Below are 25,806 nucleotides of genomic sequence, written 5' to 3'. Positions count from 1 at the left end.
TTAGCTTAAATTTATAGAGGCTATAGCTTCTAAATTACTATTTGGCTCTTGCATTTTAATCTCCATAGGAAAGGCTATACCAAAGCGTTCAAGCTCTCTTTTTAGCTTGATATTTGTATTTGCATGAGTTATGACTAGATTATAAATTTCTTCTTTTACTTGCCTTATCTCTTCTCTTGCAAGCTCTATTTCACTATTCTTTTTGATAAGCTCTTGATTAGCCTTGCAAAGCTCATTTTTAGTAGTTTGCAGCTCCGTCTCTTGAGCTTTATATAAGCTTTCTTGATCGCTAAGCCTTGTTCTTAGTGTTTGATTTTCATGCTCTAGCTCTTCTACCTTTACTTTTTGCTCTTCACTATATCCAGTAATGATCCCTATATATGTCTCATCTTTTTCAATGATAGCCCCTAGCTCTTCTAGTTTTTTCATAAGCTTATCATTTTCACTAGCTACTCTAAAAGCTTTTAGTTTCTTATGCTTACTGCCACCATCTCCTTTTATCATTCCCAGAATTTCAGCATTTGTGTTATATACAATTTTAAAAACGGTTTTGTAGTCCAAATTTGGATCAGTTGTATTCTTTTTGAATCTTTGCATTTGGTTTCTGCCATTTACTAAGCTATTCCATTCTACATGAGCATGCTTTTGAAATATTGGTTCAAATTTTTCATATTCCAGTTCAGCCCCTTTTTCATAGTATTGCTTGCCATTTATGCTCTCTTTTATATGTATGTAATAAGCCCTGCCATCCTTGTCCGTAATGTATGTGCCACCTAGTTTGCCATTTTCATCATGAAATAGTGGAAATATCTCCTTGTTATCGCTCTTTCTCAAAAGATGCCCCTCATCATTATGAATGTATAAATTTATGGGTTCAATATTTAAAATTTTGCTTACAGCTTTTATGGATTTTAGTAAGCTTGATAGTTGCGTATGCTCGTTTAGTCCTATGACGCATTCATAGTGACAGTTTTGTTTTAGTGGCTTTTTGCCTTTGTGCTTATCTGCTAGTTTTATCTTGCCAAGATGTGATACTTCATACTTCATCTCGTCTCTTCTTTTTTGCCATAGGTCATCGAAGCTAAGCTTATTTAATCTTATGTGCCTCACAGGCTTTTTCAAGATACCATATTTTTCGTTTAGATAGTATCCTGGCATTAGGTAGCCGGGTTTTTCTTCTCTGCTATTGTGAGCATTTGTGCGGTCACTAGCTAGCTCAAATGTTATGTTTGCTTGTTGGTTTTTAAACATATTGCCTCTTTAAATTTAATATCTATTTATAGTAATTATATGTGTTTGGGCAAAAATCATTAGCCTAAACCATTTTATTGCCCAAATTGGTTTAGAGAGCTCTAAACCTTTGGGCTCTGCGAGGCTTTTTAATGTAAAAAGAGAGATTTGACCTACATTCTTTAAAATACAAGTCATATTCTAGAGCTAGACTAAATGAGTCCTTTATGCCTACCCCTGCTAGCTTGTTTGTGCATCATCTGCTACATAGGTATTTTTCTAATCACATATTTTACGTATTTTATTTTTTATCTTTAAAGTATATCTTTACAGTATGTTTCTCCGCTTAGCACTTCGACTACTAGCGGATCACTTGATGATATAGTGCCTTTTATCTTATATCCACATAGACAGCGATACTATCTTTTTTCTTTTAAAAGAACATCTTTACCATATATCCTTCTATGGATAAAACAGCTTTTGTATCCAACAATCTTATGGCCATAAACGCTGCAACCTTTATAATGTTTTCACATTATCTTTTTTTCTTTTATAGTTTCTAAAATCTTCTTAAGATACTTTTTAAATTTGTCAGCAGATGTTTTATTATCATTTTTTAATACACTGAGTATAAAAATTTTGTTTTCAGAACTATGTCTTATGATTCCTAACCCATTAAAGACGCCACTTTTGGCATAGATTAGAATTCCGGTGCTTGAACCAGCTTTCTTTGCATATCTTTTTATTTGTAGCAAATTCTTGCAATCAGTTTCACCTAAATTGGCATTACAAAAATGCCTATATTTAGCATCCAAAACAGCTAAAATTTTCCCTTCTTCATCTTTTATCGCAAAATCAGGTCTCAAATCCAAGCCTGGAATTTTATACTGAGTCTCTAGCCTAAATTTACCGCCAAATTCGTCCAATGCACTTTTTATGAGCCTCTCGACATAAAGTTCAAAAAGGTTGGGCGCATACAGTAAATAACCAAAATTTAGATTTTTGACGGCGCTTTCGTTCGTATATCTAGAATCTTGCAAAATGATAACTCTGGCGATTTGAAGAGCAATTTTGTAGTCTTTATAAAGCTCGTTCATAACGGATTTTGAGTTCAAAGCCGTATCTATGTCTCTGATACTCTTCATCTTGCCATTAGCATTGGCTAGCAAAAAATTCTTTATTTCTTTGTCGTAAAGTGCGAATTTAGTGTTTTTTCTAACCAAGATATCGTAAGCTTTTAAAAGCACCCTTGCGACCACTTCGTCAGGCACTCGCGAGCTTTTTCGACTTGAAATTTTACCCATAAAGGGCTGATCTTTTTTGATAAAATTTTTAACGTCAAGGCTTCCGTGCAGGGCGTAGTCTCTAAAAGGAATTTTCTTATAAACGCTTGGAAAGCCGCTTAACTTGGCTAGCTTTAAGCGGCTGATAAACGAGGCGTAAAGGATGTAGTCCATAGGGATCTCGCCATTTATCTCGGCGACGCTACCGCCAGAGCTAAAAAACGACGAGTCGATAGTTTTAAAAAGCTCGGCTTCTAGCTGCTTACCGAAACGCGAGTTTATGATATACTCTTGTCCTTCAAAGGTAAAATGGCCTATGTAATTGCCAAATACATAGTTGCTGTCTTCATACTTTCTAAGTATATAGTGCGCATCTTTGTCGTCTTTTTTCTTTGGGTCAAATTTATCGTGCTGTCCGTTTAAAAAAATTACATCCGTCTTACCTTTTGTCAGCTCATCAAAGGTTATTTCTTTTTTATAATCTTCTTGGCTGCAGGGGCTATTATCTTCAAACATCGCGTTAGCCTACGAAAATCTTCTTAGCTGTCTTTAGTTTTTTCTCTACTTCGCCGTCGCCAAATTGCGTTCTTATATATTCTCTTAAAATCGGCTCTATATGCCTATTCCAAATTTGTTGCTCACTCATTGCTTCCTTTTTGAGAAAATACGAATGCCCAATCTCATAAGCTCTACCTAAATTTAAACCATCTTGTTCTTGCTTGCCATTTAACTCATACGTTTTGCCAGTAATATATTGGTTTAAATTTTTGCATTTTGCCTTGTAGGCTTTATCCGTCGTATTTTCTACAACCTCATAATCACACTCCATCAAGACCCACGCAAAGCGCCTTCTAAGAGCCAGATCAAAGCAGTCGATACTCTTATCCACATCGTTCATCATACCTATGAAATATATGTTGCTTGGTATAGAAAACTCCTGCTTACTAAGTGTATAATTTTTAGTCTTTATGCTTTTACCTCGGTAATTCTCCTCTAAAAGCGATAACGTCTCACCAAATACCGCTGCTATGTCGGCTCTATTTATCTCATCGACTATAAAAAAGAAATTTTCATCAGTATTTTGTGCTGCTTTTAAGCAAAATTCTTTAAATATGCCGTTTGTCAAAGCTAAATTTAAATTTCCGTTTTGTATGCCGATCGGTTTTATGCCGTCTATAAAATCCTCGTATTCAAAACCACTATGAAACTGTACCCACTCGGTTCTAGCACGGTTTGGATCTAAAATATCAAGGCAGTCTTTTACGAATTTTGTCTTGCCGGTTCCAGGCGCACCGTAGTAGATGATATTTTTTATACCATTTTGAGTTAATTCGTCAAATTCATCAGGAATGCACCTAGGCAAAATGCCAAAAATATCCCTTAAAGCACCGCCATATTTTTCATATACCTCTTTCTCTTCATCTGTTAGTGTTTCTATAAATTTTCCAGTATCTATATGTCCGTATCCATTTGGGATCGTTGTATTTGAATTTCTTGCTACATAATTTTTAAATTTGCAAATTATTCTATTAATAACAAAAAACTCTCTAAGCCTTTTAGCAAGCTCTTCATCAACTGGCTTTACATTGCCATCTTTAATGTCAAATTTTACATCACCTTTTCTAAAGTATTCAAGCAGTCTTTGAAATATATTTAAGTAAAAGATCGTATGAATATCTTTGATATTTAGTCCTTTTATACAAATTTCTAAAATATCATAAAAAGCAGTGTATAACGTGTCAAAATCATCAAATTTAAGATTGCTAAGTTGGTGTAGCAAAACTGAAAAATGTGTATTTGCTTGATCATTTATTTTATTTTTATCTATCCTTGTTTCTATCGTAAAATCTTTCAGTGGCTCGATCTTTGCTCTATCTACTATATGAGTTATATCACTTATACTTAGAGCTTTTTGCGCATTTTCATATATGTCTTCAAGACTCACTTTACTCCAGCCATCTACTAGTGCAAGAGATTTATCTCCATATGGACTTTCTTCACATATAACAATATTGTTTTTATCCTGATCCCAATCAAAATCCTTAAAGACTTTCAAATTTCCCTTGCAGTTGACAATCCTACTAAAAATCTTATTTACCTTTAGTATCTGCTCAGCTGTAAAGTTACTCATTGTATTCTCCTAAATTTTAAAAAGCTCACGTAATGGGAGCAAAAGGCTTTTCAAAGCGCCTCCATTAAGTCCGAATTTCTCAAAAAAAGAAATTTTAAAAATCAATCCTGTCGGACGCACCGCACGTAGAAGCGACGAGAAACGTCTTCCCAGCCAGAGATGCCGTCCCAGAAACGCATAATTATCGCACTAGACGAGTGGGCGTTATAGTTAGAGCTCCAGTACCATGGGGAGTCTGCTATGTATTTAAAAATGGTATTTAGAGTGGGGTTGGATCTTTCCGTTATACTTAGCAGCTCTGTCTCGGTCGGCAGTCTCCAGTCTCTGTATCCGGCTAGGTTTACTATCTTGCAGTATTCTTGCGCCTGCTCCCACGTTCCTTGAAAGCTTTGTTTTTCATCCTGCCACATTAGTCTTCCCAGTTTCTTTTCGCTACATATCACTACGTTTTTATCGTTATCTCGGTAGCACGCAGTGCTTAACTCCTCTGCGTGAAGCAGTCCGCAAAGCAGCAAAGATATAGTTATGCATTTTTTCATTCATCTTCCTTTACTTTTTAAAGTTATATATCGCTTGGATATTTTCCAGGCTTTCATTTATCAAAGCCACCTTTTACTTAGCCCATTTTATATGAGTTAGAAACGAAGCTTTTTTAAATTTATAAGTTTTCACCACACTGTTTTCTAAATAGACGCAAAATCTCATAGAAGCTCTAAATATAGACAAATTTTTATATCGCAACTCTTTCAAATCCTTTCAAAAATCAATACTGTCGGACACACCGCACGAAGGGGCGACAATAAACGCAGTTCAAGCCAGCGTAGCCAAGACTGAAACCCACGAACCACGGATAAGACGAGTTGACGGCGTATTTAGTTTGGCTCCAGTAATCTGAATATTTAGGGTCTGCTATGTATTTAAAAGCGGTATTTAGAGCGGGGTTATACCTACTATGATCCGCTATACTTAGTAGCTCCACTTTTGTTGGTAGCCTCCAGTCTTTGTATCCGGCTAGGCTTAATGTTTTGCAGTACTTTTGCGCCTCATCCCACGTTACTTTAAAGCCTTGCTTTTCATCCTGCCACATTAGTCTTCCTAGCTTTTTGTCGTTACATATCACTACGTTTTTATCGTTATCTCGGTAGCACGTAGGGCTTAGAGCTTCTGCGTGAAGTAAACCGCAAAGCAGCAAAGAAGCGGCTATATATCTTTTCATACTTTTTCCTTTATCTAAATTTTCAAAAATCAATAGTCCCGGACGCACCGCACGAAGCGGCGAGAGGAAACGTCGCGCCAGCCAACGAAGCCATCATTGGAATTCACGACCCACACACTAGACGAGGCGCCGGCACTTTTAGTTTGGCTCCAGTACCATCTCTCGCCTCTATGGTCCGTCGTCTCGTATGCGACGTTTTTAAAAGCTTTGTTTATAGCAGGCTCAAATCTAGTATCATCCGTGATGCTTAAAAGCTCTTTTATCGTAGGCAAACGCCAGTCATTAAAGCCAGCAGAATTTAAATTTTCGCAGTAGTGAACGGCTTCGTCGTGAGTCATCTCATGTGGCGACAAATCACCATCTTGCCACATCAGTTTATATATATCGTCTTTGACAACTCCCAAACGGTCATCTCTGCTAAATCCAGTAGTTATATCGCCCACGACTGGGTTAAACGCAAACGCAGAGCCACAACACAGCAAAATAGCAAACATAAAAGCTATCTTTTTCATCTTTATCCTTTCTTGTTTTGCTTGAAATTAGACCTATTAACCTGATGATGTATGTTAGTTCATAAAAACTATCACTATTAAGAATAAATTTACTATACGGATAATTTTATTAGAATTATTCTTATTGAATACTTAATTCATATAGTATTTTTTTATCAATTATACTTCTTAAATTTAGAGCAATTTCAAAGAGTGTAAAAATGCAAATTTATGAAAGAATAAATGCGATCCTAAGAAGTAAAAAGTTAAAGAAAAAGGACTTTGTCCAAAAATTTATAGATCTTGAACCTAGGCTAAAAAGCACAGGTGAAGTGCCATCTTTGCCATCTATATATAACTATCTCAATGGAAATAGAGAGATCAAAGCTGAGCTTATACCTTATATAGCAAAAGCCCTTGAAGTAAGCGAACAAGAACTTTTTATAGACGACCTTAATATCTCAAGCTTTTTAAAAGATATGGTCAATAAATGTAATTACAATGACAAAGAATATGAAAATTTACAAAACATAAGTCGCATCATAGATCTTTGTCAATATGCTTCAGAGCCACTCTTATCAAGGCTAATAGAAATTCTAGAGAAAAACAAAGAGCAAACGCTAAGACATATGAGAGATATTTCTCTTTTATAACCACCTTCTACTCACTATAAAGATGCCCTACCTAGAAAATATGTAGTTAGAATAAATTTTATATTAAATAAAGTTCGTAATGAATAATATACTTGCAAATTTTTACTTATAGAAAAAGGCATTATTTATTATATGCTTTTTTGCTAGTATGGTATATGGATTGGAAAGAGGTGCTACTAGCAATTTCAAATACATTATAGATACAGGTGTTCAATCAATCTATGTGCTTCAAAATAGAACAGACGGCTATGACTTATCATTTCAGCAATATTATTGCTTTTTTTGGAAAACTAATAAAAATATAGGTAGAATTTTGGTGGATGTAGTCTATTGAAATACTATAGGTCTATTAAAAACTACAAGGATAAAATATGTCATTCGAGGTCGAATATAATCTTTTTAATGGTAGAAGTAAAAAGAAGCCAAATAATAACCTAAAAATAGATCAAACACCTATTTTAAACTCTATTGTAAATACATATGCGCTCTCTCTTTTTGTTGGTAAATTTTATGATTTTAGTGAAAATGACCATGCTCTACTTGAAAAGGTGGTCGATAAAAAAAGAGATATGCAGACTGAAAAATTTATGGATGAAGTTTGCAAAGTTTGTGGTAAAGACGAAGATCTAATAGTAAATGTGCCAAGACTTCGTGGTTACATTAAAAATTTTGATGAAAAAATAGACAGCAAAAGAAGGCAAATAAATATAAAGCTAAAAAAAGTATGTGAAGAGTATGCACTTATAAAGCTAGATCGAAATTTATCACTGAGCCAAAAACAGCATATAAATGATAAAAATAGTTACATCCTAGCTCCAAATGAATACCTAGAAAAGCATGTAAAATCTCTAAAAAGTAGATCAATAGACGATGATAAAAAATTTGCATATATGCAAGACGCTGCTTTTATAATGATGTGTTTAAGACCAGGAAATTACCTTTGGGATTGCGAATACACAGACTTTTCGAGTAGTCAGCCAGATGATATGACGCTTTATCTTTTAAGCTATGTTTATGACGAGGCAAAAGTTCAGAGATTTTTAAAATCCATGAATGTTTTGATCATAAAAAGAGGCTTTGTGATGGGGATAGATAGAGATAACCAAGCGCTAGTTTTTAGCAATATGGGATCTGAAATTTTTGAACTTGAAATTTTTAAAGATAGATATATAAGCTTTAGAGAAGATGATGCTTTGGTTATATTTTCACCCGCATTTTTTGGTAACTTTGATCAAATTTATGATGAAATTTGGAAGATAAAGCAAAATGTGATAAAAATAAAAACCACCCCTACTAAAAAGTGCTTAAGATCTTTAAATGATAGCTTGCTTTTAGACCCTGAGCTTATATATAAATCCCTTAAAGATGAAAATATCTTTGTATTAAGCAAATTTAAAAAGGAGCTAGATAATCTAAAAAATGATCTTTCTTACAAAAATTTTGAAACAAACAAAGATAGATACGCAAGGCAGTGGCTTATAGATGATATCTACGGACTATATCTTGCCACGCATGCTCCTTTTAGATACAAAAACTCTAAAGAGCTAGCTAAAATTTACTTTGAAGATCTCCTTGACAAGAGCTTAAATTTATTCATCGATGAAAAAAGATCTCCTGCTTTGAGACATCACATAAACGATATAGAGCTTTTATAAACTACCAAGCCACCGGCTCTAGAAGCAATAGGTGGAATTTAAAGACTCATCTACTATCTTAAACTTCTCTCACAAAAATCAAAACAAGGAGAGAAGATGGCAGAGTTTGACAAGTTAAATTTCGCCGACATTCACATGAGCTTACTAGCTGATAGAAATATCTTTTTATATGGACAGATCGATCAAGAAATTTGCCTAACCACACAAAAGACGCTTTTGTATCTTGACAGCGTAGATCAAAGCGACATAAACATATATATAAGTGGCCCTGGAGGCTCAATATATGATGGCTTTGGACTAATCGACTTTATGAAGACCATAAAATCACCAATCAATACATTTTGCGTGGGGCTAGCTGCCTCTATGTCTGCACTCATATTTTTAAACGGAGATAAGCGCTATATGCTGCCAAACTCAAGCCTCATGCTTCATCAGCCTCTTGGCGGTGCATCGGGTCAGGCAAGCGATATCGAACTAATTGCAAATCAAATTTTAAAAATCAAATCAAAAGTCAATGAGATGATAAAGGCTAACAGCAACCTAAAAATAGCAAAGATAGAGCAGATCACCGATAGAGACTGCTATATAGACGCATCATTAGCCATCGCTTATGGCTTAGCCAATGAAATAATACCAACTAATAAAGGAGAATAATATGTCAGTTTTTTCAATAATCAACAACAAAAAAGAGCTAGCTCAAGTCGCTGCCTTAAACGCTCTTAGCATACCTATTAGCTTTACGCATGCGATGATAACAGGGCAAACAGGTTGCGGTAAGACCACTTCAGCGATCCTGCCAGCGATGGATGAGCGTATAAAAGCAGGGCATGGGATGCTTATCTTTGACTACAAAGGAGTTGAGCATAAAAAGGTTAAATTTTTAGCCAATAAGCATGGCAGGCTAAAAGATGTCGTAATGATAAATGTGCCATGGGGGAACAAAATAAATATAATGGATGATGCAAGTGAGAGTTTATTGATGAATTTCTTTCAAAAGACATTTGGCACAAAGCGTGATCCTTTTTGGGGAAATTTAGCGGCAAATATCGCCACAAAGTCTCTTTCAACGATGAAGGCGATATGTGACCTTACGGAGCAAGGTTTTTGCACCCCATATATAGAAAATAGAGCAAAAGATATAAAGCCAAGCTTTGCAAATTTATGCAAATCAACCCAGCAGCTAGGTGACTTTAAAAAATTTTATGCCTTAGTTAAGCTGGTAGATGATCATGTAAAAAGCGACACAGCATTTGCAAAAGGTATAAGCAAAAGAAGACATTTGGCTAGCTCTTTAAATGAGAAAATTTGGGCATTAGGCGAGTTTAATGAAAAATCTGAAAATTTTATACAAGCTTTTAAGGAGTATGAAGGTGTAAGAAATGATGAAGAGTCACAAAAAGCAAGACTTTTCTCAAACTATACATTTATGCTCTTTGCCTTACAAAGCATAGCCGACGATGAGATGCTAAACTATCATGGCAATAGCATAAGCAAGCTACTAAATGAAGGAAAGATAGTCGTTGTAAATTCTCAAGGACTAAAAGATAGTGCGGTGGAGCTTATGCTAAATTCCACCCTTTCAAATATGGCGCAACGCATAGCAAACGAAGAGAAGGTGCCAGTTAGTATCTTTATAGACGAGGCGCAGCGTGTGCTAAATCCCTCAACCGACCTGCACGCTGACGTGCTAAGAGAGGCTAGGGTCGAGCTAATACTCGCCTTTCAAAATGAAGATGTGCTAAAAAGTAGCCTTGGTAGCGACTCGAGATATAAAGAGCTGGTGGGAAATTTAACCAATCAATACTTCTTTAAAAACTCAGTCAGACAATACGCTAGCGGAGAGGATAAAGACTTTAGCAAGTTAAAAAAATTTGAGTATTACCACGATGGTAAAATTTATAAGGCCTCGCCTATATTTATAGATGAAAATGACCTTTTAAAGGCTGAGCTAAGCTACCAAAAAGAGCTTGGTATCGGTAGTAGTTTTACTAATGTAGATCTTGGAGATAATGAAATTTTGGTATATAACGAGCAGCTATTTAAAAGGCGCTCTTTACTCATAAAGCAAGACATAGTGACAAAAAAGAAGTCTGAAGTGCCAGTGCTAAATCAAAAACTTGACGCGTTACTTAAAAGACTAAATGCTTTAGTTCAAGAAGCAAACGATGCAAGCGAAGCAAATGATGAAGATAAAGATCTCTGGCAGTTTTTATAAGATGTAAATTTACTCATGGGAGAGCTTCCCATGAGTGTTTAATTGCTAAAATATTGATTAAGTATATCTAGTGCTTTCTTGTCGCCCAGTTTATAGTATGCTTTGTTTAGCGCATCTTGTGCCTCTTGCTTTGCATTGGTATAATTGCCATATTTGCATAATATTTCGCCTAAATTTGTGCATCCCCTAGCATAGTTGTAGTCATAACAAGACTTTTTGAAGTAAGAGTATGCGTTTTGCATATTTTTTTCAAAGCCAGCGCCATCTCTATAGTTTACGCCAAGATAGTTACAACCTCTACCACTTCCTGCGTCACAAGCTTTTTTATTATATTTATTAGCCAAAGTTAGATCTTTAGTTATCCCATAACCATATTTATAGTTATAACCAAGACTTGCACATCCATCAGCATCGTTATTTAGATCGCAAGCTTTTTGATAGTATTTATTGGCCTCTTTAAGATCCTTTTTTATACCATCACCTTCCCCGTATCTATCACCAAGGATAAAGCAGCTCTTGCCATCTTTTAGATCGCACCCTTTTTTAGCAAATTCGATAGCTTTTTTTAGATCCTTAAAGATGTTTGCGTCATCCTTAAAAAGTTCACTTGCATACCCACAAGATTTAGCCATACCAAGATTACAAGCTTTTTCATAATTTATGGCTGCACTATCTATCTTTTTTTCAAGCCAATATAGATTGGCTAGATTTTGGCAAGCAATACCAATATTAAGATCACAAGCTCTTTGAAAAAACTCTTTTGCTTTATCTATATCCACCAAGACCCCATCTCCATTTTTATAATTAATGCCTAAATTATTACAAGATCCGCCATCTCCTAAATTACACCCCATTTCATAATATTCATTTGCTTTCTTGTAATCACCCTTGTTGTTGTATTCTAATCCCATTTCAAAGCAAACAAGACTATTGTTTAGAAGGCATCCATGTTCGCCGTTAAAAACTGTATTTGCTTTAGATGCATCAACATTTTTATATATCTCATAAGCTACTTTTATATTTTTTTCAGAGGGATCACCTTTTAGTAGATTGCCAGCTAAAGCCTTGCAAGCTTCCTTGTTATTATTGTTACATAGCTTTGTATAGATCTCATTTGCATGCTCTAGGTCGTTTTTTTGTTCATAATCTTTAGCCAGTTTTATGCAGCCATCGCTTATCCCTATCTCGCAAGCAATTTTTGCATCGTCTTCAAGTGCTTTTTGCTTATCGCAAGCTTGCGTATTATCTAATTTGCAAGATGTTTTGTAGTATTCATAAGCCTCTTTATAATCTACATTTTTTATCTTCTCTAAAGTAAAACTACTAGTTTGATAGTCGCCATGTTCATAAAGCAGGCCTAGTTGATAGCAGGCTTTAGAGTCAGATTCGCACCTCTTTTTTAGAAGACTTATTGCTTTGTCTGCATATAGTTTAACTGCTGCAGTGTCATGCTCTTTTTGATAAAAGTATGCCAATTTCATACAGCTATCACCTTTTTGATTTTCGCATTCATTTTCTAGACTATAAATTTCATATCTACTTGGATTTCCTAAGAATATAAATGCAGAAGCTACCGCTACAGCAAGTATAAAAATAGATATAGCATATATAAATTTATAGTTTTTTATATGCTTTTTTAGTTGCTCTTTGTTTTCTCTTTTTTTGGCTTCCTCAGCAAGTCTAGCTTCCTCTAATTCACGCTGTCTTTGCTCTCTCAAGCGAATTGCCTCTTCTTCTTTTTCTTTTCTTAGCTGCTCCTCTCTTGCTTCTTCTTCTAACTTTCGCAGCCTTTTTCTTTCACTCTCTTCTTGCTCTTTAATGATCTCTTTTTTGGTTTTTGGCATAAAGTGCAAAGTCTCACCACAAAATCTACACTTGGTAGCATTTGTCTTTACTTCTTCTTTGCAAAAAGGGCACTGTGTTTTTAGCTGTGTATCACAGATTGGACAAAATTCCAAATCATTTTCTATTTCTTCAGCACAAAAAGGACATTTGACTAGATTGTTATTCATGACCAAATCCTACTAAAAAAATAGTCTTAGAGATATCAATTGTGCAATAAGTAATACTAAAAATGCACCAATTACCCAGCCATAATTAAATTTAACTGTTTTTACTGGAAGAACATTATTTGCTATTGCTCCCGCTATGATTTGCGTCACAATCAAACCTATTGTATAAACTATAGAAACAATATTAATCATTTCTATACTATCATTTTTTATGCCTATACTAATCAAGAAGTAAAATAAAACTATTGATATAGTTGATAGAAATATATATAGCAGGTTATCATATCCGACATAATATAGAGGCCCAAACAAAAATGCTAAAAAGTTAAAACCTTGTGGTTTTGGGATTATTGCTCCATCCCACGTTTTTATAAAGCCAAGCGGAATTTCATTACCATTTGCTTGGTTTTGATATGGGAAATTATTCGCCATATTTTTTTGGCTATTCATTTGTTCTCTTGCTTGGTTTTTGGCTTCCTCATTTAAGAAGCTACCACAAAATCTGCACTTAATAGCATCTTTGTTAATTGTCTCACCACAAAATGGACAAAATTTAGTCTCCATACTACTTTCCTTTTTTATTTTTAAAGAATATAACTATTCAAAGTGAATAATTCTATTTAACTTTTACTAAGCTCATTCTTAAAAATAAGCATAGCTTTAATAAATATAAGAAGGCATGGACTGCTTGAAGCCATATTGCATATCTAAACCTTGTGGTATTTTAAACTCGTCTAAAATTTTTTTAAACTTATCAAGTTTTTTATTGAATTTTTGATAAATTTCATCAAATTCTTCTTTGTCTGTGCAGCCTATGGACTGACAAAAGAGCCCAACTAGCTTGCCCCTGATCTTAAAGACTTCATCGTATAGCTCTTTACAAAAATCTAATACATTTTGGTAAGTCAATGCCTCGCCTTGTTCGCCACCTATTGTGAAATCACTCGTTTCTGTAGTAAATTCACCAAGAGATGAACCGCTTAAAACAAAAGGGCATTCTTGTTTTAAGCCCATGATCATCGCATCAAGCCAATCATTAACAGTCTCAAACGGATCATCAAATATATAAAGTTCGTCTGAGTAAGCAGGTCTGAACAAAAGTTCATTGTTATGAATTACTATCATTTCTTATCCTTTTTATTATTTTTATTTGATTTAATATGGGGTATTTTATTACTTGGTATATCTAAGTATTTGAAAATACCTGAATATTCATCAAATGCTTTTATGTCTCTTAGTTTAGGTTTCAAAAGTTGAGACTTGGCATATATGTCAAGAGCGTCGGAGAGGTTGTAACCCAACATTCCCCTAACTTGGTCGTTATATTGTTCAAGATTCTTTCTATTGTTTTTATTTGTATTGTGGCCTAATTCATCTGCAACATTTACAATGGAGTCACTTATGTTGTTTATATGATCGTATTCTACTAATTTCTTAGCAAAGTTGCCTCTCAAGCGATGATCACTAACTTTTTTATCACTTATAACTTTTCTTATGCAGCCATTGACTTTTTTATTAAAAGACTTTATTGTAGGGTATTTTTCTTTTATGGTTTTAACCCATTTATAATTATGTAAGTCTTTGATATTTTCATGTAGGACAATTACTCTTTTGGATTCGCTACTGTATTTGCCTTTTGCTGTATCTATAATGACACAATTATATGCTTGCTTATTCACTCTTTTTTCGCCACGTTTATGTGTTTCATCTTTAGAATCTAAAAGACTATCTTGAAATTTTTCAGCTACAATTAAATTTATATCATTTATCCCAATGCTTTTACTATCAAGAAATTCTTGAAGTAGTTTTGATACAAATCTGTATTCTTTTTTTGTGCTTTCGCTAAACTTTTGTCTTGATCCAACACTTTCTAAATAGTTTTCAACTAAATCTTCTATCGTTGTTATATTTAGTGAATCTTTGTTAGGTTTGATTGGCTTTATTTTGGTTTTCTTTTTCTTTTCTTTATAGTTTAATATCTCTGACACGATATAATGTGGTATAAAAGCAATAAGCCCATCTTTTACCTCTACTGTATTGCCACTAGGAATTTCTTTAGCATTCTTTTTCTTATGGGCTGGTTTTTTCTCTGGTGCAGCTGGACAAAAACTATTTATTAACTCCTCTACAGGCAGATCATCATCTATCGGGACGGCAAGTCTTTGGGTAGTATCGGTCTTGAATTTTAAGGCACTAAGTCGCTCATCTATTATCTTATCAAGCTTTTTAGCTCCAGGCAAATGGACAGAGTATGGAAATAGACCAAAAAGATTAAAGCATATTTTTAGCCAGTAATCTTTACTCTTATCACTTGTGGCTCTCCCATATCCCTTTGTGAGACAATATTTTATATCATCAGGTAGTTCTTCTATCTTGTCTTGATAATAAAACTTTATTCCTAGATGATTTAATTCATTGAAATCATCAACTTCAAGTTGCTGTTTAATATCTTTTGTCATAAAAAATCCTTTTTTAAAATTTTTATACTAGTAATTATATCTTTTGCGATAAAAAATTTTTGCTAGCGCTAAAAATCAAAAAATTAAAGATTTCGAGCCCCTTTAATGCCTCTTTTTTAGCCTTCAAGGACACTCCTTTTGCATATGTATCAGTTGCTAGGTCTGTGCTATGACCCAAAAGAACAGAAGTAAGATCTGCTAGAGAATTTTCCAAACAATAGTCTTTAATGGCTTTTGCAAAATTGCCGCGCAGTCTGTGAAAACTAACATTTGCACTTGGGGTAGATTTATGAATGTGTCTATTTAGGCGCTTTCCAAAATAATCACTACTCTCTTTTCCTTTCTTGATTTGCTCTAGCCACTTTAAATCACCCAAATGCTCAATATTCTTATGTAGTGGAATTTGCCTATATTTGCTAACGCCTCCTTTTTGCTTGGCAGTCTTAACATTTATAAATTTTATGCCATCTTCTTCGCCTACGCTTTTACTATCAAGTTGCCAAATTTCATTAAGCCTTAGCCCAGTATGAAGAGCAAATATCATATAATTTCGTAGATCAAGCCTTTTAGTATCAAAAACTATTTTTAGTTCATCTAGGCTAAAGTTATCTTTCGGGGACTTCTCGTCAGCTGAAATTTTAAAAGATGTTTATGTATATTTTCACAAAAAAGAGTGCTAGATTGGTGGATATTTCCCTAGAAAGATATTATTGAAGTTGTATGTCTAAAAAGCGCTTGGTGTGTATCTAATAGTGATGATTATAACAGCCTTATCTTTTTCATTTACCCTATAAATAACTGTATAGTTTTTAACAAATAGCTGTCTATAGCACATATTGGCATATCTGCCAACTTTTCTAATAGCACCACGATTTGGCATCTCATATAGACTAAGTATAGCGTTTTTGATAGCCTCTAGCGTAGAGTTTGCAGCTCCTGACGAGAGCAAAGATAGTGCGATATATTTATATATTGCTTCAAGCTCTTCATAAGCTTGAGGTGAGACAAGGACTTTATACTTGCTCAAGATACTTATCTTTTAAGCTAGTAAAAACGTCTTTTGCTTCTAGCATCTTTGTATCTGCTGTTATCTTAGCTTCAGATGATGCGATGGCGCTATCTATATCGGCTGTGGCCACTAGCTTATCATATGTCTTTATGCTCATCACAACCAAGTCTCCATAGCCATTTTTAGTTACAAATACTGGCTCATCCTTGCTATTGCATAGCTGTGAAATTTCATTTGTGTTTCTAAGCTCTTTTATAGGTACTATTTGAGGCATATGTTATTTCCTTTTAATAATATGACATGATTATAGCATAATTGTGATATAAATTTAGATGGCTTGTCCAGCTAACTTGACAAACTAAAAAAGACAAGCCCAAGTATCAAGCATTTCCTACTTTTTCTTAACCAATAATAAATTAATAATATTATAAATACAATCACAATAAAATATCTAAAACAGTAGTGGTGGCTTAATATGCAAAACAACGAAATAAAAATAACCTACTCTTGCGAAGAGACATTAAAAAAGATAAAAGAGTATATGGTTGATGCAAAGAGCGTAACTCTTTATACATCTAGTTTGAATTCACTCACATCGTACTCTAACGGCATAGCTAATGAGATCATATCTAATCTAATATTTTCTAAGAAGAGAGATAAAAAAGATGTGTCGATCGTATCTGACTTTTATATAGATAAAGAGAGCTTTACTGATAGCAAACTAAATAGAATAAGAGAATTTGAATATAGAGATATACCAGTAAAGATTGTCCATAAAAAGAGTGCAGTTGACAAGTTTTTTGCAAATTTAAAAGAGAAGATAAGCCCCATAAAAAGCAAAGCAAGATATGAAGCTGAACTTGAAGCTGCTCAGGATGAGCATGAGAGAAATTTGCTAAAAAGCATGGGTGAAACAAAGACAGAAGCTATAAGCTTTTATGATATGTTTGAGACCGTAGTATCCAACTACGACGACGCCAAAGATATTGTAAAAGAGTGCCTAAATACCTTAAAAAATGATCTACTAAGTGATGCTAGCTCTTTGATATCTAGCGAGGGACTAGATGGAGCTAAATTTGAAAAAAGTATTGAAGAGTGTTTTAGAGAGTTAGATAAGAATTTAAGCGAGTTAAATAAAGAAAGCGGAGAGTTTTTGCTAAAGCAAATATTTCTTTTTATACTAAGCATAGTTGATCTAAGTGATCCAAAGGCAGCGCTTAAAAAGGCAAACGGATGCTTTTTATTCTATGAGCTTAGTAAATTAACCTACAAGATGGTTGAGCATCAAAGTAATAGATCTCTTTATGGCGTAACCTTACCTATCCTTAGTTTTTTCACATCTAGATTTGCTTCTATTATAAATACCCTAAATATAAACTCAAGCTGCAATGTATTAGTATTTAAGCAAGATAAATCCTCTAATTCTGGCTTTTTTATAGACTTTACCCATCTAAATTTAGACTATATCTACTTTAGAGACGACAATAACCTAAATGAGGTTAATTGCAATGCAGATGAGGGATATAGTGTGTTTGGTCATTTGGATGATCTGTCGGTATTTGATCACACTAAGGACGTTTGCTCTTATGATATAGTAAATAAAAACTTAGGCTTTGGCTCTAGTGATGATACGCTCTTTAAAAGACTAAAGGATCAAATAAAAGGACTAAATGCAAACCTAAATTTTATCTGTGCTTCAAATTTCAACTCTATAAAACTAGCCAATCTAATAGCAAACAAGTCCGATAAAAATGGCACCTCTGCAAACGATGAGATGAACAGCAAAGATTTTTCAAATTTAAATAAAAACTATGTAGTCCTCTCAAACTCACCTTTTAGATCAAGTGCAGGTCTTAGAGAAGAAGTAATAAGTAAATGCCTAGATCAAGTGATAGAAGACGAGCTAAATAGACCCAACAAATCCAACCTAGTAAAACAAAAATTCACCGATATAAAGACCCTAAGTCCTATTAAGGACTACAGCCAGTACAGCATAAACATCAATAAGGAAAACAATAGATCAACTCTTGTTTTAAATTTATCTCCATTTGCAAGGATAGATAAAAAATATATAGACAACATAGAGCAAAAAAGGGAAGAATTTAAAGAGATCGCCTATCAAGATGACACTAACTATCTTGATAATTACACCAAATACGAAGAGTTATTTAAGACAAATTTCTCTCACGTAAATGCTTATGCTAAGCAGCCAAATGATATGGAGAAGATCAAAAAAAGTGAAGAAGAGTATATGAAAAAGGTAACTCTCTCTTTTAAAGCAGTATTTGATAAGGTAAATGAAAACGCCTTAAACAGAAGAGAGACTGAAGCATATAACAATAGTAGTATCTCAAGCCAAATCATAGATGATATAAAAAATGGCTCATCAACCGCAGATGAGTACTACCCACAAATGCAACGTATAATACAAACCCTCCCAAAACGCTACTCTTTCATAGAGGCACTATCTCTTGGAGTGGCTTACTTTATAATGACTAAAAGCTATTCAAAAAAAATGATAAAGAAAAGCATTAAAGATGGTGATGAATATATAGTAATAGAAGATGATGAAATAAAAGCCCTACACTCAAACTCTATAATAAGAGTTTTTGATAGGGATTTAAAGCTATTTTTCTATAAAGACTCAGTAAAAAATAGTGGTCTAAAAAGTGGTGAGTATCTATGTATAGAAGAAATTTCTAAATATATGGATGGAGTAAATAACAAGGATGTAGTTAGCGTTGAAGAGCTTTTAGCAGAAAATGAAGTTGGTAAAAATGCAGATATCAAAGATCCTTTGCAAAAAGATCTAATGAAACTTCTTATAGAACAAGCTGATAAGATAGATGAAAACTATAAAAAAGATGAAGCTACTATAAAAGAGGCTATAGCTGCTAAGAATAAAAACACTCTAAAAGAGGCTATAAACTTAAAGGATATAGCATATAGCAATGATAGAGATATAAATAAAGAGGTTACCTCGTTATTAGTAAAAACTACTATAGAAGAGGTATTTCCACTAGCAAAATTTGTTGGCGAAGATGGCATATCTAAGATATATGAATCACTTGGCTCTTATATATTTAATAAAGATGCAAAGGCACTAAGAGAAACATTTCTTGATGAGCTTGGGGTATTAAATTTAGTAAAAAGCCTACTTGGTGCAAGAAAGACTAAAGAGATAGATCGATATATCTTACTAATAACAAGCCTAAGAACTACAAGTGTAGTTTTACAACATTCAAAGCTTAATCTAATCATTCAAGCTTCGAATGCATTTAGGCTTCATATGGCAATGGAGTATTATAAACTAAGTATAACCTATACAGAGATCACAACATATACCTTTATGAGATATACTCATAGATTTAGCTATACAGATTTTCAAGAGATAAAGAGACTAATAAAAGATTATGCAGGATCACTAGGTAAGAGCATAGGTGCTTCTATGGTCAGTGGTGCATTAGAACTCTGGAAAACCTCATACGAAAAACTAGAAGAGAACTACAAAGAGATAATGCATACAAGATATACATATAAATTTAATGAAGCTTACGCACTAAATAATATCTCATATAAACCTATGTCCATAAAAGAAGCCTATGATAAAAATAGTACAAATACATATTGCTACTATCCAGTAATGATCTATCAAAACTATATAAGTCTAAATTTAAATAGACTATTTCTAGGAGCTAATATAAGTAGTGGGGGACTAGACTATAACTCATTTATATACTATGACATAGATCATAAGAAGAACAAACTATCTTTTAACCTAGCTTCTAAACTAGCACTAAATAACCTTAGTGCTTATCTATGCTTAGATGAGCTAAGAGGAGCTGGCAATGAGATAGATGCAAACTACTTTAAATATGCTAGGAGTAGATATACTGAATCTGATGTGGAGATAAGGGAGTTAAATTTAGATGTTAAAGAGGAGAAAGAGATATACAATAATTACAAGGATGGCGCATTGCCAAATAAAGCAGCAGGCAAACCAAAATATCCGATAGATGCCTATCAAGAGGCTGCAAATATTATATATAAGCTTAGACTAGGAATTTTTAACACAAACTATGGCAATACTCACCGCAACCTCTCAAGAGATCTAGTAGAAGCTCTTGATACTATAGGAAACAATAACATAAAGGGTATATATGTGGGGTGTAAGATAAACAACGAAGACAAGGGAGACAAGGTGATCCCTCCTCGCCTAATAGGTCGCTTAGCCACCACCATAGTAATGGAAGATGGTCTATATATAGGATAAGATATGAAGAAGATCATATTTATCATCATAGCTATTTTAGTAGCTGGATCACTATTAATAATAAATAAAGGAAATTTAATGAGTAAAGAAAATTTAACGGATAATACATATACGGTTATAGCACTTAATGGTAGAGAAGTAAAATTTGATAAAAAGACAAATTTAATAGTTGCAAAACATGATAGCAATAGACAGCTAGCTCCAGATCTTGCAGCTAAACTAGTTCTCGACTCCCGCTCCATCCTAGACTCATCACCATATAAAAACTATAAACCCCTATACTATAACCCTAAACCAAATTCTCTAGGTCAAACAGACTATCTATCTTTTAAACCATGGCTAGACATTAGCTATAAACCAAACTCAAATAAAATTTCACCTTGGACTAAGACAGAAAAAGCCTACTATGAAAGTTTAAAAGATAAGAGAGATAGATATATCTATCTAGTAAAAAGAAGCAATCTAAAATGCACTATTATAGATATACCAGATGATGCCATAGGTAGAGTAGATAGCAATGGCAAACTAACAAAGCCAGAGTATGCTGAAATTTATGATGAAGTAAATGCTCACAAAGGTACTCTAAAATCAGAACTATTTGCAGCAGAGTGGAATATATGTGCAGGAGTATTAGGGGATATGGGAGGATTTGTAGGAGGTGTTGGATTAGGTTATGCAGGATTTAAAGCAAGAGCATATCAATCAATGTTTCTATCAGCCCAGCTTGGTCAAGACGGAGCCCTAGAAGCATTAGCTGATTTATTTGAATACTCTACCTATTTAGTAGGTCTAAACAAAAATTTACAAATGGCAGAAGAATTTAGAAAACTAGCTAAAAATCCTCCACTAGATGAATATGGGATGATACCTTATCTTGATGAGATAGTAGGAAGCTATTTCGTGATGGATTTTAATAGGGACGGAGTAGCGCAAAATACTTCTGGCTCAATCCATAGACATCTAAGAAAATTAGTAGAAGACGAAGGAAAACTACTAGATCCTAGAGATATTGACGCAAACGAGACTACTAGGGAAGAATTTGTGAGCTATGTAAATAAAGAAATGAAATTTTACCAAGATAAATTTGATGAGTACGCTTTTCCAAACACATGGGACGATCGCGACTTAAGTCTCTACATCGACTCCACCCTCCTAGAAGCTAAAATAATGTCTCTAACCCCACCAGAGGGATATCCTAATGCACCATACTACAACACACCAGAAGAGCTAACAAGACTATATGAGGCTGGTAAATTAGATAAAAAGCTAAACCCTTTAACACCAGTGATGTATAGAGATAGCTTCCCAGAAGATCTTAGGCAAAAGATATTAAGCTATGCCAAAGAGCATAATATAAAGGATTAGATTTAACATCAAGCAATAGATTATGGTTTATAGAAGAAAGCATGTATCCATATAAACCATACATCTAAAATATCTAATAGCACACCATTTCAACTTTTGCTTTTAATACACTAGCATTTATATTTGTAGCATATGTTCCGAGTAAAATTTTATACTGCTTCTCATGTCCTACTATTTGAGCTATGATATTTGGCTCTACTTCTTGTTGGACAAGCGTATCTATAAAATAGTGCCAAAATATCGTTATACACAACTTTTTGCTGTTTCTGCAAACGACGCTAAAAAACAACCGCAAGCTATTTTATAGAAAAATTTATGTTTTATTAACTAGAAGCAAGGAAAAATTTATACGTTTTGATTCCTGAAAAGCTTGACGAAAATTTGCCTGCCGAGATCAAAAACGTAATAGAAACGATAAAAAAATACGCAAGCATAGCAGAAGCTGCCGAAGGGCCGAGCAAAGACAAAAAACCGCAAGCTCAAAAATAAAACTAGCCTCCATAAAACCCGTGCTAAGAGATATAAAAGACAGAGCCGAGCTAGTGGTAGCCGAAAGCGAACTGTTTGCCATAATAGCGGGGTTGTTTGGGTAGAATTTAGCCTTAAATTTGGACTTGCAACTACCGACCGACCCATGAAAGCCAATTTTACACACGTGCCTACATACTAAGTTTTATCAAAATTCGGCAGATTACGGTGTCTTATTTTATTTTGCAGTCATAGCAATGGGCTTTTTTGTTTTTCTAGATTTTCTAGGTTTTACGTGTCCGATTTGATTTTTTGGGATATTCAAATATTCAAAAATATTTTCAAAGGCATCAAGTCCTTGTATTGCTAAAATTTTCGCATCCATGTATTCGGACTTCGCATATGTACCATGCGTCATATCGGGCGCATAACCCAGTATAGTTTTGGTTATTTTATATTTTACTTGATCTTCGATATCGTCTTTTTTCAAATTTTCCGAATGCCCGAGCAATTTCTTATCCGTACCTACATAATCCTTAAAGCCAGCAAGAACCAGCCATTCATCGATCGCGTTAGCAAAATTTCCCCTAAGTCTATGGACGCTTACCGTATTATCTTTTATTACCTTATCTATTTCGGCATTGAGAGCTTTTGACAAAGTTCCTTTATTTGAATATATTTTTTTAATTTTTGCAATCCAGTCGTATTTGTAGAGATCTTTTAATAATTTATGCAATGGTATGTTTCTATAAAATATCTTATCGGCACCTTGCTTCGCGGTTTTTACCTTCAAAAACGGATGATTGCAATCCGTATAAAAACTATCTTTATTTAAGTTATAAAATTCCTCCGTTCTTATGCCAGTTGTTAGTAGAAATCTTAAACAGTCTAAAATTTCTTTGCGCGCATTATCATATTTGCCGCTAAATATCTTTTTGAGCTCTTCAAGGGTAAAATTTCTTTTATCCGTTACGTTTTTATTTACCCCGTAGTTACTAAGTTTTTCAAACGGATTAAAGCTCATATACCTTTTTGATACCACATAATCAAAAAATGTTCTTACTCTACCTATTATATTATTTACGGTTTTTTCACTTATTGGGTTGCCTTGTTTACCCTTTTTTGCACTTATGTATTCTTGAAACTCCTCTACATCTAGTTTTTCGATCTCATACATGTTGTTATCTTCCATATATTTGATGAATTGATTTATATCGTTTATATATCTTTTTTTGGTTTCCTCCTCATACTTTTGCTTCTTGCCTTCTCTTTTTATAAATTTATCACGCATATCCAGCAAATTTATATTTATTTTTAGTTCTTGATTTTTCGGTAAAAGCTCTTTTTGCTTTTTCGGTAATTTTTTAAGCGTTTCACTCTCTAAGTACCCTGCAATATTGTCGGGTACAAATTGATTATTGATAAATCTGCCGCCTTTTACTTTTTCATCCGTAAAAATGCCGTACTTTATTACTTCTTCTGGTATATCGTAATTTTTAAGATCTATTACGCCTGTTTTTGGCTCATTTTGCATATCAAGTTCGTTAGCCGAATTCATGATGCTTTTTTTAATTATCATTGCAGTATCTTTGAAACCGACTTGCATGTAATATTTGGTAGGCGTTGAGCCGTTTAATTTTTTTAAAATATCCGCTCTTTTTAGCCATTTATCTTTGTCTTTTGTATTTCTGGCATAATTCTTTACGCAATAGTCCATATCTCTCTCAAGCCGCTCCTTATCTAGGGTGTTTCCGATAAAGCCCATCTCGATATTGTCTGTTTTGTTTATAAAATCCTTTTTTATGCCAGAGTAAAACTCAAAAAGCCTACCGAAGTCTACGTTTTCTTCGTCAAGTAAATTTAAAATCTCTTTATTCATATTTCACCTCTTTTTGCCAAATTATACATAACTAGCCAAAGATATTCAATAGAATTTCATCGCTAGAGATTGGAAAATATATTTAGACCATTCATAGCTTTTAGCTTTGCTTTTAGCGAGATATCCTTGGCGTATACGTCTGTTGCTAGATCGGTAGCGTGCCCGAGTAGTACCGAGGTAACATCCGTAAAACCATTTTCTAAGGAGTAATTTTTAATAGCGGACGCAAAATTTGCCCTTAGCCTATGAAAGCTTACGTTGGAGTCCGGTAAAACGGCATGAATATGTTTGTTAAGCCTTTTTCCAAGATAATTACAATCGCTTTTGCCTTTTTTTATTTTCGTTAACCACTTCATATCGCTTAGACGATATATATTTTTATGTATCGGCAGCTCTCTAAATTTAACATCTCCGCCTTTTTGCTTGGCAGTTTGAACTTTGATAAATTTAATACCGTCTCGCTCGCTTACGCTACTTTCATCTAAGCTCCAAATTTCGCTAAGCCTAAGTCCAGTGTGCAAGGCAAACGCCATATAATCTTTAAGCTCCTTTTTATCGGTCTTAAAAATCTTAACCAGTTCGTCCATGCTAAAATTATCCTTCGGCGATTTTTGATCTTTGGAAATTTTAAACGAGCTTAAAAGTTTAAACGGGTTTTGAGATATAAGGCCTATTTTGATAGCATAGTCAAACATTCTACTTGCGTAGCACGTGTAGTTATTGATGGTCTTTTTGTTAAGCCTTTTATTATTTAAGAGATGTAATTGAAAATCCTCGCAGTCCTGGTAAGAAATTTGGGTTATCTGCTTGTGCTTAAAATAAATGTCAAGTGCTTTGGCTACCCTCTGATAGTATCCGGTATTTTTACTATTTGACTTCTTACTTTCGTTTTGAGCGTATCTGGATGCTATATCCGTAAATTTTATCGATTCTCGTGTTTTCTTTGGCCTATCGTTTTCTTGACATTCTTTTCTATCGACAAACATATCGTTGTCGGCTTTGATAATCCCATAAATACCCGATATAACTTTTTCAAATATTTCTTTATATTCGGTCGTCGATAGTCGATGCGATTTGTTTTTAATATTTTTTTGAATGTTGCGTATCTTGTATCTTAACGGTAAATCAATAAATTTTTTGGTTTGAACAGAATTACGTCTATTATCGGCTTCGTTTTTTATTTTTAAAGCGATAGCTTTGGCCTCAAACTCATTGTCCGTAAATAGACAATATTTGACGGTGATAATTTTATCATTTTTCAAGGCCTTATCGAAATAGTAGTAGCTTGGTCTATTTTTGATTCGAGTTATTAATTTAGAAGTCATTGCAAACTCCTAATCTAATAAGCAAACGATGTAACAGACATCCAAATTCGGTGTAACAAAATAAAATCGTCCGAAATTTGAGACGAAAATATAGTGATATAGGCTGCTTAAAAATGCTGAAATACAGATATCTGAAGATATA

22 protein-coding genes are annotated in these 25,806 nt (G+C 34.0%); 6 read left to right on the top strand and 16 right to left on the bottom strand.

The annotated features are described in order from the left end of the window. From G6W41_RS03605 to G6W41_RS03580, 6 genes are all read right to left on the bottom strand, one after another. A complete protein-coding gene (locus G6W41_RS03605; RefSeq protein WP_194170652.1) occupies positions 1–1,251 on the bottom strand; it encodes a hypothetical protein in 1,251 nt (416 codons plus the stop codon). Between the two features lie 509 nt (positions 1,252–1,760). Then, the gene (locus G6W41_RS03600) at positions 1,761–3,029 is read right to left on the bottom strand and encodes a 5-methylcytosine restriction system specificity protein McrC (RefSeq protein WP_194170651.1); all 1,269 of its coding nucleotides are present in this window, start codon (positions 3,027–3,029) and stop codon (positions 1,761–1,763) included. A 4-nt stretch (positions 3,030–3,033) separates the two neighbouring features. Next, the gene (locus G6W41_RS03595) at positions 3,034–4,644 is read right to left on the bottom strand and encodes an McrB family protein (protein WP_194170650.1); all 1,611 of its coding nucleotides are present in this window, start codon (positions 4,642–4,644) and stop codon (positions 3,034–3,036) included. Positions 4,645–4,745: 101 nt separating this feature from the next. Continuing rightward, positions 4,746–5,054, bottom strand: a complete 309-nt coding sequence (locus tag G6W41_RS10445; RefSeq protein ID WP_430733013.1) for a DUF1566 domain-containing protein — start codon at positions 5,052–5,054, stop codon at positions 4,746–4,748. 353 nt (positions 5,055–5,407) lie between these two features. Further along, a complete protein-coding gene (locus tag G6W41_RS10440) occupies positions 5,408–5,731 on the bottom strand; it encodes a DUF1566 domain-containing protein (protein WP_429803777.1) in 324 nt (107 codons plus the stop codon). A 158-nt stretch (positions 5,732–5,889) separates the two neighbouring features. Further along, positions 5,890–6,372, bottom strand: coding sequence for a DUF1566 domain-containing protein (locus G6W41_RS03580; protein WP_103615039.1), 483 nt, complete (start codon positions 6,370–6,372; stop codon positions 5,890–5,892). 200 nt (positions 6,373–6,572) lie between these two features. Here G6W41_RS03580 and G6W41_RS03575 point away from each other — a divergent pair, with 200 nt between their 5' ends. From G6W41_RS03575 to G6W41_RS03560, 4 genes are all read left to right on the top strand, one after another. Beyond that, a complete protein-coding gene (locus G6W41_RS03575) occupies positions 6,573–7,004 on the top strand; it encodes a hypothetical protein (protein ID WP_002941319.1) in 432 nt (143 codons plus the stop codon). 371 nt (positions 7,005–7,375) lie between these two features. After that, positions 7,376–8,659 (top strand): hypothetical protein, encoded by a 1,284-nt coding sequence (locus G6W41_RS03570; protein ID WP_194170648.1) that lies wholly within the window; start codon positions 7,376–7,378, stop codon positions 8,657–8,659. A gap of 96 nt (positions 8,660–8,755) precedes the next feature. After that, entirely contained in the window at positions 8,756–9,313 is a 558-nt protein-coding gene (locus tag G6W41_RS03565) for a ClpP family protease (protein WP_103652008.1), read from the top strand. Position 9,314: 1 nt separating this feature from the next. Beyond that, positions 9,315–10,874 (top strand): TraM recognition domain-containing protein, encoded by a 1,560-nt coding sequence (locus G6W41_RS03560; RefSeq protein WP_194170647.1) that lies wholly within the window; start codon positions 9,315–9,317, stop codon positions 10,872–10,874. 38 nt (positions 10,875–10,912) lie between these two features. Here G6W41_RS03560 and G6W41_RS03555 read toward each other — a convergent pair whose 3' ends face one another. From G6W41_RS03555 to G6W41_RS03525, 7 genes are all read right to left on the bottom strand, one after another. Beyond that, the gene (locus G6W41_RS03555; RefSeq protein ID WP_194170646.1) at positions 10,913–12,886 is read right to left on the bottom strand and encodes a double zinc ribbon domain-containing protein; all 1,974 of its coding nucleotides are present in this window, start codon (positions 12,884–12,886) and stop codon (positions 10,913–10,915) included. 12 nt (positions 12,887–12,898) lie between these two features. Then, positions 12,899–13,450, bottom strand: coding sequence for a zinc ribbon domain-containing protein (locus tag G6W41_RS03550; protein ID WP_194170645.1), 552 nt, complete (start codon positions 13,448–13,450; stop codon positions 12,899–12,901). Positions 13,451–13,546: 96 nt separating this feature from the next. Then, the gene (locus G6W41_RS03545; protein ID WP_194170644.1) at positions 13,547–14,011 is read right to left on the bottom strand and encodes a hypothetical protein; all 465 of its coding nucleotides are present in this window, start codon (positions 14,009–14,011) and stop codon (positions 13,547–13,549) included. Further along, positions 14,008–15,345, bottom strand: coding sequence for a hypothetical protein (locus G6W41_RS03540; protein ID WP_194170643.1), 1,338 nt, complete (start codon positions 15,343–15,345; stop codon positions 14,008–14,010). The genes G6W41_RS03545 and G6W41_RS03540 overlap by 4 nt, the downstream gene beginning before the upstream one ends. Before the next feature lie 34 nt (positions 15,346–15,379). Beyond that, positions 15,380–15,889, bottom strand: coding sequence for a hypothetical protein (locus tag G6W41_RS03535; RefSeq protein WP_242039895.1), 510 nt, complete (start codon positions 15,887–15,889; stop codon positions 15,380–15,382). A 180-nt stretch (positions 15,890–16,069) separates the two neighbouring features. After that, complete coding sequence (locus G6W41_RS03530; RefSeq protein WP_194170642.1) at positions 16,070–16,372, bottom strand: type II toxin-antitoxin system RelE/ParE family toxin; 303 nt, start codon at positions 16,370–16,372, stop codon at positions 16,070–16,072. After that, a complete protein-coding gene (locus G6W41_RS03525; protein ID WP_194170641.1) occupies positions 16,359–16,628 on the bottom strand; it encodes a type II toxin-antitoxin system prevent-host-death family antitoxin in 270 nt (89 codons plus the stop codon). The genes G6W41_RS03530 and G6W41_RS03525 overlap by 14 nt, the downstream gene beginning before the upstream one ends. 201 nt (positions 16,629–16,829) lie before the next feature. Between G6W41_RS03525 and G6W41_RS03520 the strand changes: the two genes are divergently transcribed. Both G6W41_RS03520 and G6W41_RS03515 read left to right on the top strand, forming a co-directional pair. After that, entirely contained in the window at positions 16,830–20,627 is a 3,798-nt protein-coding gene (locus G6W41_RS03520; RefSeq protein WP_194170640.1) for a hypothetical protein, read from the top strand. A 3-nt stretch (positions 20,628–20,630) separates the two neighbouring features. After that, positions 20,631–21,992, top strand: coding sequence for a thioredoxin reductase (locus G6W41_RS03515; RefSeq protein WP_194170639.1), 1,362 nt, complete (start codon positions 20,631–20,633; stop codon positions 21,990–21,992). A gap of 73 nt (positions 21,993–22,065) precedes the next feature. On the opposite strand, the gene G6W41_RS03510 is transcribed toward G6W41_RS03515, so the two are convergent. The 3 genes from G6W41_RS03510 to G6W41_RS03500 form a co-directional block, all read right to left on the bottom strand. Then, positions 22,066–22,281, bottom strand: coding sequence for a hypothetical protein (locus G6W41_RS03510; RefSeq protein WP_194170638.1), 216 nt, complete (start codon positions 22,279–22,281; stop codon positions 22,066–22,068). A gap of 417 nt (positions 22,282–22,698) precedes the next feature. After that, positions 22,699–24,339, bottom strand: a complete 1,641-nt coding sequence (locus G6W41_RS03505; RefSeq protein ID WP_194170637.1) for a tyrosine-type recombinase/integrase — start codon at positions 24,337–24,339, stop codon at positions 22,699–22,701. 62 nt (positions 24,340–24,401) lie between these two features. Then, positions 24,402–25,664, bottom strand: coding sequence for a tyrosine-type recombinase/integrase (locus G6W41_RS03500; RefSeq protein ID WP_194170636.1), 1,263 nt, complete (start codon positions 25,662–25,664; stop codon positions 24,402–24,404). Positions 25,665–25,806 lie beyond the last annotated feature (142 nt).

It is taken from the genome of Campylobacter concisus (genome assembly GCF_015230035.1).
GTDB lineage: Bacteria > Campylobacterota > Campylobacteria > Campylobacterales > Campylobacteraceae > Campylobacter_A > Campylobacter_A concisus_BK.
This window is presented reverse-complemented; position numbering and strand designations above follow the sequence as displayed.